General features: G+C 62.0%; 10 protein-coding genes. 6 read left to right on the plus strand and 4 right to left on the minus strand.

What is annotated here, in order from left to right; translation table 11 throughout:
- The 3 genes from ACN9MY_RS03575 to ACN9MY_RS03585 are packed head-to-tail and all read left to right on the plus strand — an operon-like array spanning position 1 to position 2,591.
- Positions 1–1,125, plus strand: a complete 1,125-nt coding sequence (locus ACN9MY_RS03575; protein ID WP_426323675.1) for a multifunctional CCA tRNA nucleotidyl transferase/2'3'-cyclic phosphodiesterase/2'nucleotidase/phosphatase — start codon at positions 1–3, stop codon at positions 1,123–1,125.
- Positions 1,112–1,792: a GNAT family N-acetyltransferase gene (locus ACN9MY_RS03580; RefSeq protein ID WP_426167573.1), complete on the plus strand. Its 681-nt coding sequence runs from the start codon at positions 1,112–1,114 to the stop codon at positions 1,790–1,792. The genes ACN9MY_RS03575 and ACN9MY_RS03580 overlap by 14 nt, the downstream gene beginning before the upstream one ends.
- 10 nt (positions 1,793–1,802) lie before the next feature.
- Complete coding sequence (locus tag ACN9MY_RS03585) at positions 1,803–2,591, plus strand: substrate-binding periplasmic protein (RefSeq protein ID WP_426320552.1); 789 nt, start codon at positions 1,803–1,805, stop codon at positions 2,589–2,591.
- Here ACN9MY_RS03585 and ACN9MY_RS03590 read toward each other — a convergent pair.
- The 4 genes from ACN9MY_RS03590 to ACN9MY_RS03605 form a co-directional block, all read right to left on the minus strand.
- Positions 2,533–3,444 carry a bile acid:sodium symporter family protein gene (locus ACN9MY_RS03590; RefSeq protein ID WP_426320554.1) on the minus strand — a complete coding sequence of 304 codons (912 nt, stop codon included), beginning with the start codon at positions 3,442–3,444 and terminating at the stop codon, positions 2,533–2,535. The genes ACN9MY_RS03585 and ACN9MY_RS03590 overlap by 59 nt on opposite strands.
- A gap of 177 nt (positions 3,445–3,621) precedes the next feature.
- Positions 3,622–4,083 (minus strand): DUF3800 domain-containing protein, encoded by a 462-nt coding sequence (locus ACN9MY_RS03595; RefSeq protein ID WP_426320556.1) that lies wholly within the window; start codon positions 4,081–4,083, stop codon positions 3,622–3,624.
- Positions 4,073–4,480, minus strand: coding sequence for a DUF3800 domain-containing protein (locus tag ACN9MY_RS03600; RefSeq protein WP_426320558.1), 408 nt, complete (start codon positions 4,478–4,480; stop codon positions 4,073–4,075). Before ACN9MY_RS03600 ends, ACN9MY_RS03595 begins: the two co-directional genes overlap by 11 nt.
- A gap of 4 nt (positions 4,481–4,484) precedes the next feature.
- Positions 4,485–5,006, minus strand: a complete 522-nt coding sequence (locus tag ACN9MY_RS03605) for an Lrp/AsnC family transcriptional regulator (protein WP_028103119.1) — start codon at positions 5,004–5,006, stop codon at positions 4,485–4,487.
- A 127-nt stretch (positions 5,007–5,133) separates the two neighbouring features.
- Between ACN9MY_RS03605 and hppD the strand changes: the two genes are divergently transcribed.
- The 3 genes from hppD to ACN9MY_RS03620 all read left to right on the plus strand — a co-directional run bounded on the left by hppD (position 5,134) and on the right by ACN9MY_RS03620 (position 12,773).
- Positions 5,134–6,261, plus strand: coding sequence for a 4-hydroxyphenylpyruvate dioxygenase (gene hppD, locus ACN9MY_RS03610; protein WP_426167580.1), 1,128 nt, complete (start codon positions 5,134–5,136; stop codon positions 6,259–6,261).
- 175 nt (positions 6,262–6,436) lie between these two features.
- Positions 6,437–9,985, plus strand: a complete 3,549-nt coding sequence (locus ACN9MY_RS03615; RefSeq protein WP_426320560.1) for an indolepyruvate ferredoxin oxidoreductase family protein — start codon at positions 6,437–6,439, stop codon at positions 9,983–9,985.
- Positions 9,986–10,100: 115 nt separating this feature from the next.
- On the plus strand, positions 10,101–12,773 hold the full coding sequence (locus ACN9MY_RS03620) for a TonB-dependent receptor plug domain-containing protein (RefSeq protein WP_426320562.1): 2,673 nt from the start codon (positions 10,101–10,103) through the stop codon (positions 12,771–12,773).
- Positions 12,774–12,819 lie beyond the last annotated feature (46 nt).

Genomic DNA, 12,819 nt, shown 5'->3' on the forward strand with positions numbered 1-12,819 from the left:
ATGAAGAGTTACGTGGTCGGCGGCGCGGTGCGCGATGAATTGCTTGGCTTGCCTGTCAAGGACCATGACCACGTGGTGGTTGGCGCTACCCCGGAAGACATGGTGAAGGCCGGCTTCCGTCCCGTAGGCAAGGATTTCCCGGTATTCCTGCACCCCGAAACGCAGGAGGAATATGCGCTGGCGCGCACCGAGCGCAAAACGGCGCCCGGCTACAAGGGCTTCGTTTTCCACACTTCCAGCGACGTGACGCTGGAAGAAGACCTGGTGCGCCGCGACCTGACCATCAACGCCATTGCACGCGGCGACGATGGCGTGCTGGTCGATCCCTACCACGGCCAGCGGGACATCAGGGACCGCATTTTCCGCCACGTGTCGGACGCCTTCGCCGAGGACCCCGTGCGCATCCTGCGCGTGGCGCGCTTTGCCGCGCGCTATCCCGACTTCCGCGTGGCGCCCGAAACCAACGCGCTGATGAAACGCATGGTCGAAGAGGGCGAGGTCGATGCACTGGTGCCCGAGCGCGTGTGGCAGGAGATCGCGCGCGGCCTGATGGAGCAGAAGCCTTCGCGCATGCTGCAGGTGCTGCGCGAGTGCGGAGCCCTGTCGCACATCCTTCCGGAAGTCGACGACGGCCACGCTGTGGCGCCTGTGATCGATCGCGCCGCCGCGCAAGGCCATGAGCTGCCGGTGCGTTTTGCTGCGCTGACGCTTGCGCTCGAGGTGGCGCAGGTCGAGCAGGCCAGCAAGCGCCTGAAAGTGCCGACCGAATGCCGCGACCTGGCGGTGATGACCGCGCGCGACCGCGCGAGCGTGGGCCAGGCGCAGGCGCTGGACGCCGCAGCACTGGTCAGCCTGTTCGAACGCTGCGACGGCTTCCGCAAGCCGGCGCGCTTCATGCAGATGGTGCTTGCAGCCGAATGCGCGAATGCGGGCGGGACTTCGCCGTCGCCGCAGCGCGGGCTGGTGGCCAGGGCGCTCGATGCAGCGCGCGCAGTCAACGCCGGCGAGATCGCGCAGCGCTCGGCGGCGGCACCGCAACAGATTCCCGAGCTGGTGCGCGCGGCGCGCGTGCAAGCGGTACATGCAGCGATCGGCGCGGAGGGGCGCAACGATGACCAGCCTTAACTTCTTCCGCAATCCCTTGCGCGGCCTGTTCGGCGGCACGGACCGGCCGACCGTGCCGGTCAAGGAACTGCGCGAGCGCGACCGGCGCCGCATGCTCAAGCACTTCCTCGCGCTGGAGCATCGCGACCGCCTGCTGCGCTTCGGCTCCCCCATCAACGACGAGCAGGTCACGCGCTACGTCAACAGCATCGACTTCGATCGCGACCTGGTGTTCGGCGTCTACAACCGCGTCTTCAAGCTGGTGGCGGTCGGTCACCTGGCCTTCAACGATCGCGACGAAGACAAGCACAAGGCCACCGAGAAGGACCAGGTGGCGGAATTCGGCGTATCGGTCTCCAAGTCAGCGCGCGGCCTTGGCATCGGCTCCAAGCTGTTCGAGCGCGCCAACATGGCCTGCCGCAACAACGACGTCGACACCCTGTACATGCACTGCCTGTCCTCCAACGCCACGATGATCCACATCGCCAAGAAGGCCGGCATGGAAATCCACCGCGACTATGGCGAAGCGGATGCCTATCTCAAGCTCGGTCCGGCCGACCCGGCCAGCGTGCTGCAGGAAGCGATGGAAGAACAGCTCGCGTCGCTCGACTACGCCCTGAAAGCCAACGTCCGTGCGGCCAGCAAACTGCTCGACAAGATCCCTGGAGTAAAATCGGACGAAAAGTAGAGGAGGCTTCATGCCGTTCGCCCTGCGCAGCATTGCTTTAGCCGTAACCATGGCCGCACCGCTGGCGCAGGCGGCGGGCGCGCCGCTGACCTTCTGCTACGAAGATATCCCGCAGGCGCCGTGGACCATGCCGGATGGCACGGGCCTGAATATCGAGTTGCTGAAACGCGCAGCCAGGATCACCGGCGACCATGTCAACTTCGTTCCCCGCCCGTGGAAACGCTGTGAAGAAGAGACTCGTACCGGCGTGATCGACGCCATGGTCGGCCCTTCCGACAACCCGCGCCGGCGCGCCTACAGCCGGCCGCCGACCAAGACCGACGGCTCGCAGGACCCCGAGCGCGCCATGTATCGTGACCACGTCGATGTGTACCTGCGCGTCGACAGCGGCGCAAGCTGGGATGGCAAGACCCTGGTAAATCCGCGCAAACTGGTGGTGGCGCAGCGCGGCTACTACATCGTGGACATGCTGCAGGCGAGCGGCCAGACCGTGATTGACACGCCCAAGACCGCGGAGGAGGGCTTGCGGCTGCTGGCTGCCGGCAGTGCCGACGTCGCCGTGCTGATGGGGCGCGATGCGGAAAACCTGCTGAAAGAAGACCCGCGCTACCATGGCCGCGTGGTGCTGGCAAAACAGCCTTTCGCTAATTTCGATTTCCACCTGATGGTGGGCCGCAAAGCCTATGACAAGGACCCCAAGCGCTTTGAGTCGCTCTGGAACGCCATCGCGAAAGTGCGTTCTACGGCTGACTACCAGCGCCTGGAACAGTCGCTGGTCCGCCAGCACGAACACGATTGACGGCGGCACGCATGCCGTAAGCGAACAGCAGGCCGCTGGCGTACATCAGCACACCGTACAAGGCGCCCGGTATGGCATAAGCATCCTGCTTCAGGACGCTGCTGCCGATCACCATCGCCAGCGTGCCGTTCTGGATCGCGGTTTCGATACCGAGCGTCACGGATTGCTGGCGCGACAGGCGAGCCAGCCATGCCGCACCGAAGCCGCAGGCCAGCATGGTGACGTTGAGCGCGACCGCAAACGGCGCCAGGGTATGGAAATTATCGCGCAACATTGCCCAGTTCTTTGCCACGGCAGCGGCCACGATCAGGATGAACAGCACCGACGCAATCCTGGTACAGGCGCCCTCGATGCGCTGGCCCATGGCCGGCTTCAGGTGGCGCAGGAGCATGCCGATGGCAACCGGGAGGCCGAGCATCACAACCATCTGCTTCATCATGGCGCCAACCGGGGCCTCCACCCGCTGCCCGCTGCCTGCGAAGTATTCCAACGCGAAGGACACAATGAGCGGCAGCGTGAAAATGGTCAGCACGCTGGCCACGGCGGTGAAGCTGAGCGCCAGCGCCACGTCGCCGCGCGCGATGTAAGTCAGCAGGTTGGACGTGGTCCCGGTCGGGCAGGCAGCCAGGATCATGAAGCCGATCGCGAAGGCGCCGCCGATACCGGCCAACTGCAGCATGCCGAAGCAGGCCAGCGGCAGCAGCACGAAATGACACAGCACGCCCACCAGCAGCGCGCGTGGCTGCGTGACGATGCGCCTGAAATCGGCCGGCGTCAGGCCCAGGCCAAGGGAGAACATGATGAAGGCGAGTGCGGCGGGCAGCAGTACGGTCGAGACGATGTCTCCTTGCATGGCGTGTCTCCTGTTCCAGATTGGGTTTTTGCAGGGCGACCTATTTATATCATGCGTCGCGCACCGCGCCGCACCTCAGCCAGCCCGTCGTAGCACTTGCAATAGATCGACTAATACATGCTAGAATGCAGTTAAATGGACTGGGGGTTCCCGGTCGGCGTCTATGCCTCGGTGGGTTCACCGGGGCTTTTCGCTTTCTGGGGGCGGGAAAATCTTGAGTCCCCAATCTTCATATCCTGACCCAGCGTTTGTTCTACCACCGCTACAGAAGAACTTTTTCTTCAAGACTTCAAAAGCGCGATTTTCCTGTCCAGGCCGTACGACACTCAGACCTATTGGTCGGGCTACGAGGTCGGCTAGTTGTAATCCGGCAGAATTGACTTTCTTATCGGCGAACAGGATCTCGAACGGTAACGCAGTTGCGAGTCGATTCGCACCTGCGCAAATTCGTCGAAACTCCAATTCCAAATCGTTGTCCTCTTTCTTGCCTCGACACTCGACCAAAATATGCGTCGTTGCGCCGTCCTGTTTTTTTTCCAAGAGCAGCTGATACAACGTCTCAATACAGAAGCCTAAGGCGAGATGGTACGGATTTGGTGGCAAGCTATCGGTTGTCTGCAAACGCAGTTTATCGATCACACAGCTTATGAGTAATGAAATTGCTAGTGTCGATAATCCCAGTCAGATCCGCAATAAATTGCTGCTGGTGTTCCCTACTGCGAAAGAAGTTGAAGACACCGGTTTCCTTTCGTATTTCATGCTCCTGCAATACGACCAGGTCGTGACCGAAGTAATTGAACTTAAACTTCTCTAGAGCAGGGACAACCGTCTCGCTATAGTACCGTTTGTGAAAGACACAAAATGACAGTACGAAAACAGGGTAATTGGGATCTACGCTCGCCATGCCATGATCGCCGCTTTCATCGACATAGACGATATAGTCACTAAACCTGACTTTGCTTGCAGCGTCAGTTGTACCGGATTCCACTTCGAAAAGCGGGAACTGGGGCGAGGCTGCAGGCTCAGCTTTTGTCATGGCTTTAGACCAGCGGCAGTGCCGTGGTGTCCTTGATGCGCTGCAGGGCGAAGGACGATTTCACATCCAGCACTGCCGGGTGGCGCAGCAGCGTCGCCATCATGAAGCGCGAGAAGTGGTCCATGTCTTCCACGTGCACGCGCAGCAGGTAATCCATCTCGCCGGTCATGGCGTAGCAGGCCACCACTTCCGGCCACTGTTCGACCGCCACAGCGAAGTCGGCGCGCGGCGAAGTGCCGGTCGGGTTCACGCCCAGGGCGCGTGCGTTGCTGTGGGCGGCGGCGTCGCTGTGCTTCTCCAGGCGTACATTGACGTAGGCGAGCAGGCCAAGGCCGATCTTGTCCGGGTCCAGCAGCGCCACGTACTGGCGGATCACGCCTTCCTCTTCCAGGCGCTTGATGCGACGCAGGCAGGGGGAAGGGGAGAGGTTGACCTGCTCCGCGACATCCTGGTTGGACAGCCGGCCGTCCGTTTGCAAGATGGACAATATCTTGCGATCCGTTTTATCCAGCGCAATCTTGGTCATAAATTCCTCATTCAGTCGATGTTCTCGCAATATTATTGCTCAATCCGTCCAATGTTGGGAAATGTTTGCAATTAAATGTCGCATGCAGGGGACTATACTGTGCGCAATTCTAATAGGGAGACGCACCATGAAATTCACCCCCTGGGAAAACCCCATGCGCACCGACGGCTTCGAGTTCGTCGAGTTCGCGGCACCCGATCCCAAAGCCCTGGGCAAGCTGTTCGAAAACATGGGCTTCACCGCGATCGCCCGTCACCGCCACAAGGACGTGACCCTGTACCGCCAGGGCGACATCAACTTCATCATCAACGCCGAGCAGGATTCCTTCGCCCAGCGCTTCGCCCGCCAGCACGGCCCGTCCGTGTGCGCCATCGCGATCCGCGTGGACGATGCAGCCTTCGCGTACAAGCGCGCGCTGGAACTCGGCGCGTGGGGTTTTGACAACAAAACCGGCCCGATGGAGCTGAACATCCCCGCCATCAAGGGCGTGGGCGACTCCCTGCTGTACCTGGTGGACCGCTGGCGCGGCAAGAATTCGGCTGATGGCAAGCCGTCCGGCGCCATCGGCGACATCTCGATCTACGACGCGGACTTCGTGGCCATTCCGGGTGCCGAAGCCAACCCGGTCGGCAATGGCCTGACCTATATCGACCACCTGACCCACAATGTGCACCGTGGCCGCATGAAGGAATGGGCTGACTTCTACGAGCGCCTGTTCAACTTCCGCGAAGTGCGCTACTTCGACATCGAAGGCAAGCTGACCGGCCTGAAGTCGAAGGCCATGACTTCGCCTTGCGGCAAGATCCGTATTCCGATCAATGAATCGTCGGATGACAAGTCGCAGATTGCCGAGTACCTGAACGAGTACCACGGCGAAGGCATCCAGCACATCGCGCTGGGTACCGACGGCATTTACGACTCGGTGCAGGGCCTGCGCGACCAGGGCATCGTGTTCCAGGACACGATCGAGACCTACTATGAGCTGGTCAACCGCCGCCTGCCTAACCACGGCGAGAACGTGGAAGAATTGCGCCGCCTGCGCATCCTGATCGACGGCCATTCGAACGAAAACGAACGCGAACTGCTGCTGCAGATCTTCACCCAGAACGTGATTGGACCGATCTTCTTCGAGATTATCCAGCGCAAGGGCGACCAAGGCTTTGGCGAAGGCAACTTCCGCGCGCTGTTTGAATCGATTGAGCTGGATCAGATTCGACGTGGCGTGCTGGACGATCCTAACAAGACCGCCGCTTGAAACCGGTACCCCGGTGTCAGACCCGCAGGGTCAGACACCCGGCCAGCGGCCGCCGCGTATAGGTGTCAGACCCTATGGGTCTGACATCGGTTTACCGGTTTAAGAATTCCGGCAGCCCCGCAAACAAGAACGGGGCGCCGCTCACAACTTGAAGAAGTTTTTGGAGACACACCTGATGAACGCACCCGTCAAGAGCGGCGAGCTATCGCCTGCGCACGACATCACCCTCGACGACAAGTGGACCCTGGAGCGCGGCCGCGCCTTCATGACCGGCACGCAAGCCCTGATCCGCCTGCCGATGCTGCAACGTGAACGCGACCTGAAAGCCGGCCTGAACACCGCCGGCTACATCACCGGCTACCGCGGTTCGCCGGTCACCTCGGTCGACCAGACCGCGATGAAGGCCAAGAAGCACCTCGACGCGCATCACGTCAAGTTCCACCCCGGCATGAACGAAGACCTGGCGGCGACCGCCGTCTGGGGCACTCAGCAGACCAACCTGTTCGAAGACGCCAAGTACGACGGCGTGTTCTCCATGTGGTACGGCAAGGGCCCGGGCGTCGACCGCTGCGGCGACGTGTTCAAGCACGCCAACAACGCCGGCTCTTCCAAGCACGGCGGCGTGCTGGTGCTGGCCGGCGACGACCACGCCGCAAAATCGTCCTCCACCGCCCACCAGTCGGACCACATCCTGAACGCCTGCGGCATTCCTGTGCTGTATCCGTCGTCGGTGCAGGAATACATCGACTACGGCCTGCACGCCTGGGCCATGAGCCGCTACACCGGCCTGTGGGTATCGATGAAGTGCGTGACCGACATCATCGAGTCGGGCGCCGTGGTCGACTTCGACCCGGACCGCGTGCAGATCAAGATGCCGGAAGACTTCGAGCTGCCGCCGGGCGGCCTGAATATCCGCTGGCCGGACACCGTGCTGGACATGGAAGTCCGCATGAACAGCTATAAGTGGTACGCCGCGCTGGCCTACTGCCGCGCCAATAAGCTGAACAAGATCATCTGGGATGCGCCCAAGCCGAAGATCGGCATCATCACTGCCGGCAAGTCCTACCTCGACACCCGCCAGGCGCTGGCCGACCTGGGCATCGACGAGCAGGCCGCTGCCGACATCGGCATCCGCCTGTACAAGATCGGCATGACCTGGCCGCTGGAAGCGGACGGCGTGCACGAATTCGCCAAGGGCCTGGACGAGATCCTGGTGGTGGAAGAAAAGCGCCAGATCCTGGAATACGCGCTCAAGGAAGAGCTGTACAACCTGCCGGACGGCGAGCGCCCGCGCGTGGTCGGCAAGTTCGACGATACCGGCGAGTGGAGCAACAAGGGCAAGACCGGCCACGGCGACTGGCTGCTGCCTGCGACCTATGAGCTGAACCCGGCCCAGATCGCACGCGCCATCGCTTCCCGTATCGAGCACTATTGCAAGGACCACCCGGTAGCGGCCCGCGTGAAAGAGCGCATCGCCTTCTTGGAAGCCAAGGAAGCCGCGCTGAAGAACCTGCCGGCCAAGGCCAATCCGGAAACCGACCGCATTCCCTACTTCTGCTCCGGCTGCCCGCACAATTCCTCGACCAAGGTGCCGGAAGGTTCGCGCGCCATGGCGGGTATCGGCTGCCACTACATGGTGCTGTGGATGGACCGCGAAACGTCCACCTTCACCCATATGGGCGCGGAAGGCGTGACCTGGGTCGGCCAGGCGCCGTTCACCAATGAGAAGCACGTCTTCACCAACCTGGGCGACGGCACCTACTTCCACTCGGGCATCCTGGCGATCCGCGCTGCCGTGGCGGCGAAGGTGAACATCACCTACAAGATCCTGTACAACGACGCCGTGGCAATGACCGGCGGCCAGAACGTCGACGGCCCGCTGGACCCTGGCATGATCTCGCGCCAGATCGCGGCCGAAGGCGTGACCCCGATCATCGTCGTCACCGACGATCCCGAGAAATACCCGGACGACTACAACTGGGCGCCGGGCGTCACCGTGCGCCACCGCTCCGAGCTGATGGACGTGCAGAAGGAACTGCGCGACAAGCCGGGCGTGTCGGCCATGATCTACGACCAGACCTGCGCCTCCGAGAAGCGCCGCCGCCGCAAGAAAGGCGAATACCCGGACCCGGCCAAGCGCGCCGTGATCAACGAAGCCGTCTGCGAAGGCTGCGGCGACTGCTCCGTGCAGTCCAACTGCCTGTCCGTGGAGCCGCTGGAAACTGAACTGGGCCGCAAGCGCCAGATCAACCAGTCCAGCTGCAACAAGGACTTCTCCTGCGTGAACGGCTTCTGCCCGTCCTTCGTGACGGTGGAAGGCGGCGGCCTGAAAAAGCCGAAGAAAGCTGCGGCCGCGGGCGGCGGCGAAGTACCGGCCCTGCCATCGCCTGTACTGCCTTCGACCGCCAACCCGTACGGTATCCTGATCACCGGCATCGGCGGCACCGGCGTGGTGACCGTCGGCCAGATCCTGGCCGTGGCGGCACACGTTGAAGGCAAGGGCGCTATCGTGCTGGACATGTCCGGCCTGGCGCAGAAGGGCGGCCCTGTGATGTCGCACGTGCGCCTGGCCGACAAGCAGGCCGACCTGCATTCGACCCGTGTCGGTACCGGCAGCGCCAACCTGGTGATCGGCTGCGACCAGATCGTGACCGCGTCGAAAGACGCTCTGTCGCGCATGGGCGAAGGCCGCACTTACGCCGCCATCAACTCGACCGGCGCTACCACCGCAGCTTTCGTGAAGAACCCTGACTGGCAGTTCCCGGGCACTTCTTCGCAGGCAGAGATCAAGCGTGCCTGCGGCGAAGCCAACGTGGACTTCGTCGACGCCGGCAAGATCGCGACTGCGCTGATGGGCGACTCGATCGCCACCAATATGTTCATGCTGGGCTACTCCTTCCAGAAAGGCCATGTCCCGCTGTCGGAAGCTGCGCTGATGAAGGCGATCGAATTGAATGGCGTATCGGTGCCGTTCAACAAGGCAGCCTTCAACTGGGGCCGCTACTGCGCGCACGACACTGCCGCCGTGACCAAACTGGCCACCCCGGCAACCGTGATCGAATTCAAGCGCACCCAGACGCTGGAAGAGATCATCGCCAAGCGCGTGGAACTGCTGACCGCCTATCAGGACGCCGCGTACGCCAAGCAATACAGCGACTTCGTGGCGCAGGTACAGGCTGCGGAAGGCGCGCTGGGCTCGAAGAAGCTGACCGAAGCCGTGGCCCGCTACTTCTACAAGCTGATGGCCTACAAGGACGAGTACGAAGTGGCGCGCCTGCACAGCGACCCTGCCTTCCGTGAAAAGATCGCCAATATGTTCGAAGGCGACTACAAGGTGAAGTTCCACCTGGCGCCGCCGCTGTTTGCGAAGAAGGACAAGGAAGGCCACCTGGTCAAGCAGGAGTTCGGTCCGTGGATGCTGAAAGCCTTCGGCATCCTGGCCAAGTTAAAGGGCCTGCGCGGCTCCGCCCTCGACGTCTTCGGCTACACCGCGGAGCGCAAGATGGAACGCGCACTGATCGGCGAATACCGCAAGACGGTGGAAAGCCTGCTGGGCAAGTTGAATGCCGATAACCTGGCAACCGCAGTGGCCATCGCGCGCATCCCCGAAGACATCCGCGGCTACGGCCATGTCAAGGAGCGCCACCTGAAGGCGGCCAAGCAGAAGGAAGCATCGCTGCTGGCAGATTTCAACAAACCGGCCGTCGCAACCCACGCAGCCTGATCCTGAGAAGCCGGGGCAAGTCCCCGGCTTTTTTCATAAGCATCTGCAAAATCATTCGTTCATTTAAGAACTTCGGATTGTTAAGGTGGCCGCTCTTCACAAGAGGACCACTTCAATGCAGACAAAATTCAAATTGAAACCGTTGGCAGCGGGCGCTTTCGTTTTGCTGGCCGGCGTTGCGCAGGCGCAGGAAGCTTCCCCTGCCGCTGTCGTCATTACCGGCTCGCGCATCCCCCGCGCCAGCCTGGAAGGCCCATCGGCCGTCACCGTCATCACCGGCGACGACATCACCAGGCAAGGCTTCAAGAACGTCTTCGACGCGCTGACCAACCAATCGCAGAACAGCGGCTTCGTGCAAGGCGCCGACTACGGCAATACCTTCACGCCATCGGCCAACGCCATCAGCTTGCGCGGCCTCGGCCCGAACCATACGCTGGTGCTGCTCAATGGCCGCCGCATGGCCGACTTCCCGATTGCTTACGAAGGCACTGTCAACTTCACCAACCTGGCCAATATTCCGTCGAGCGTGGTGGAGCGCATCGAGATCCTGAGCGGCGGCGCGTCGGCCGTCTACGGTTCGGATGCGATTGCGGGCGTGGTCAACATCATCCTGAAGAAGCAGGCCAACGGCTACGACCTCAACCTCAAGGCCGGGACCACAACGCGCGGCGGCGGCAGCGACAAGCGCCTGCAGTTCACCGGCGGCCACAGTTTCGACAAATTGAACACCCTGTTCAGCGTGGAACTTCTGGAGCGCGATCCGTTGTGGAGCGCAGACCGTGACTTCATGGCCAGCAAAACCGGCGTGGCGCCGACCTCCGTGCTGGCGCGCAAGAACGTCAGCACCGGCAAGTACGTCGACCCGGGCACTACCTGCTCCGACATCGGCGACCTGTTCGGCGGCAGCACCGTCAAATACACGGCCAAGGCAGGCAGCTACTGCGCCAGCCCGAAAGTCGGACCGACCTACTGGACCACGCAAACGAAGAACAGCAGCCAGAACCTGTTCGGCAGTGCCAACTACGAACTGTCCGACAGCACCATCCTCTTTGCGGAAGCGCTTTACGGCAACAACCGCAGCAGCAATAACACGCGCGGCCCGTCGTGGACTTCGCGCTCGGCTACCGACAGCTATTTCTGGAACCAGAACACCAGCCGCTACGAGGCGTGGAGCCGCTACATCTCGCCGGAAGAAATGGGCGGCGTGGGACGCTACAACCGCCGCTGGGACGACCAGGCAGCTTCGCTGTCGCTCGGCTTGCGCGGCCAGGTTCCGAGCACCACCTGGAATTACGAAGCAGGCTACACGGCCTCGCAGTACAAGAGCCAGAATCACACCCAGCGCGCGCTGGCCAATATCGACAGCTTCTTCCTCGGCCCGCAACTGGGTGTGAATGCCAGCGGCATTGCGATCTTCGCAGCTGATCCGGCGCGCCTGGCTACGCGCCTGACGCCGGGTGAATTCAATGCCATCACCGGCGAATCGGTCAGCGACGACAAGTCGTGGACCAACACGCTGAGCCTGACCGCCAACGGCGAAGCCTTCACGCTGCCGGCCGGCCCGGTCAAGGTGGCCACGGTGGCTGAGTTGGGCAAGCAGGGCTTCTCCAACACTCCCGATCCGCGCATCAACCTGGGCTACTTCAACACGCTGGCACCGTCCGACGTGACTGCAGGCACCCGCAAGCGCTACGCCATCGGCGCCGAGGCCAGCATTCCGCTGGTGAAGACGCTGGACGGCACCCTGGCGGGCCGCTACGACCATTACTCCTTCGCTGGCCGCGGCGACGGCAAGTTCACCTACAACGGCGGCCTGGAATGGCGCCCGGCTTCGCAGATCCTGCTGCGCGGGAATGTCGCCACCAGCTTCCGTGCGCCGGACATGAACTACATCTACAAAGCGCGCGGCACCGGCTACTATTCGTCCACCACCGACTACTACCGCTGCGCCAAAGCCGGCCAGCCAGTGGCGGACTGCGACTTTGCGAACTACTCGCCGGGTGCCGATTATGTGCAGACCGGCAGCAAGGACCTGCGCTCGGAAACAGGCCGTTCCGCCGGCTTGGGCGCCGTGTGGTCGCCAAGCGCCGACTTCGACGTCACGCTGGACTATTGGAAGATCCGTATCGACGACCTGGTGACCAACCTGAGCGCCGACAAGCTGCTGCGCGACGAAGCCAATTGCCGCATCAAGGGCGATCTGGCTTCGCCCACTTGCGCCGACGCGATCCGCCGCATCGTACGCTATGCCGACAATGCGCTGAACAGGCCGGGCGAGATCAGGCAAATCCTGGTCAACCCGATCAACGCGGCATCGACTAAAGTCAGCGGCATCGACCTGTCGGCCCGCTACGTCCTGCGCACCGCGGCTTACGGCAATTTCATCACCAGGGTGAATTATTCGAAGACCCTGAAGCAGGAGTCGCGTCAGTTCGCCGATGACCCGCTGAACAACGACAAGGATGACCTGGGCAACTACGACTGGCGCGACAAGCTGAATGCCAGCCTGACCTGGAACGGCGGCGACTGGTCTAACACGCTGTTCCTGCAGCGCTACGGCAAGGTGCCCAACAGCGCCGGCGATGCCTGGCTGACGCCGACTACCCTGGTCAACGCCAGCTCGGTGGTCAAGCTGGACAAGCGCATTACCGTGTCGCTGGCCGTGAACAACCTGTTCAACCGGATCAAGCATGACGACAGCGGCGGCTGGCCGTATTACCCGGTCGGCAATTACAGCCCGGCGGGGCGCCAGCTTTGGCTTGAGCTGAACTACCATTTTGGCTCTTAATCTGTTGTAAATATTGATTGGAATATTTACAATCAAATAGTTACTC

The organism is Pseudoduganella sp. R-31, assembly GCF_049913235.1.
Classification (GTDB): domain Bacteria; phylum Pseudomonadota; class Gammaproteobacteria; order Burkholderiales; family Burkholderiaceae_D; genus Rugamonas.

Coding starts and splice junctions, on each gene's coding strand:
- ACN9MY_RS03605 (WP_028103119.1), bottom strand. CDS start 5,006: ATGACCAAGATTGCGCTGGATAAAACGGATCGCAAGATATTGTCCATC.
- ACN9MY_RS03585 (WP_426320552.1), top strand. CDS start 1,803: ATGCCGTTCGCCCTGCGCAGCATTGCTTTAGCCGTAACCATGGCCGCA.
- hppD (WP_426167580.1), top strand. CDS start 5,134: ATGAAATTCACCCCCTGGGAAAACCCCATGCGCACCGACGGCTTCGAG.
- ACN9MY_RS03620 (WP_426320562.1), top strand. CDS start 10,101: ATGCAGACAAAATTCAAATTGAAACCGTTGGCAGCGGGCGCTTTCGTT.
- ACN9MY_RS03580 (WP_426167573.1), top strand. CDS start 1,112: ATGACCAGCCTTAACTTCTTCCGCAATCCCTTGCGCGGCCTGTTCGGC.
- ACN9MY_RS03615 (WP_426320560.1), top strand. CDS start 6,437: ATGAACGCACCCGTCAAGAGCGGCGAGCTATCGCCTGCGCACGACATC.
- ACN9MY_RS03575 (WP_426323675.1), top strand. CDS start 1: ATGAAGAGTTACGTGGTCGGCGGCGCGGTGCGCGATGAATTGCTTGGC.
- ACN9MY_RS03600 (WP_426320558.1), bottom strand. CDS start 4,480: ATGACAAAAGCTGAGCCTGCAGCCTCGCCCCAGTTCCCGCTTTTCGAA.
- ACN9MY_RS03590 (WP_426320554.1), bottom strand. CDS start 3,444: ATGCAAGGAGACATCGTCTCGACCGTACTGCTGCCCGCCGCACTCGCC.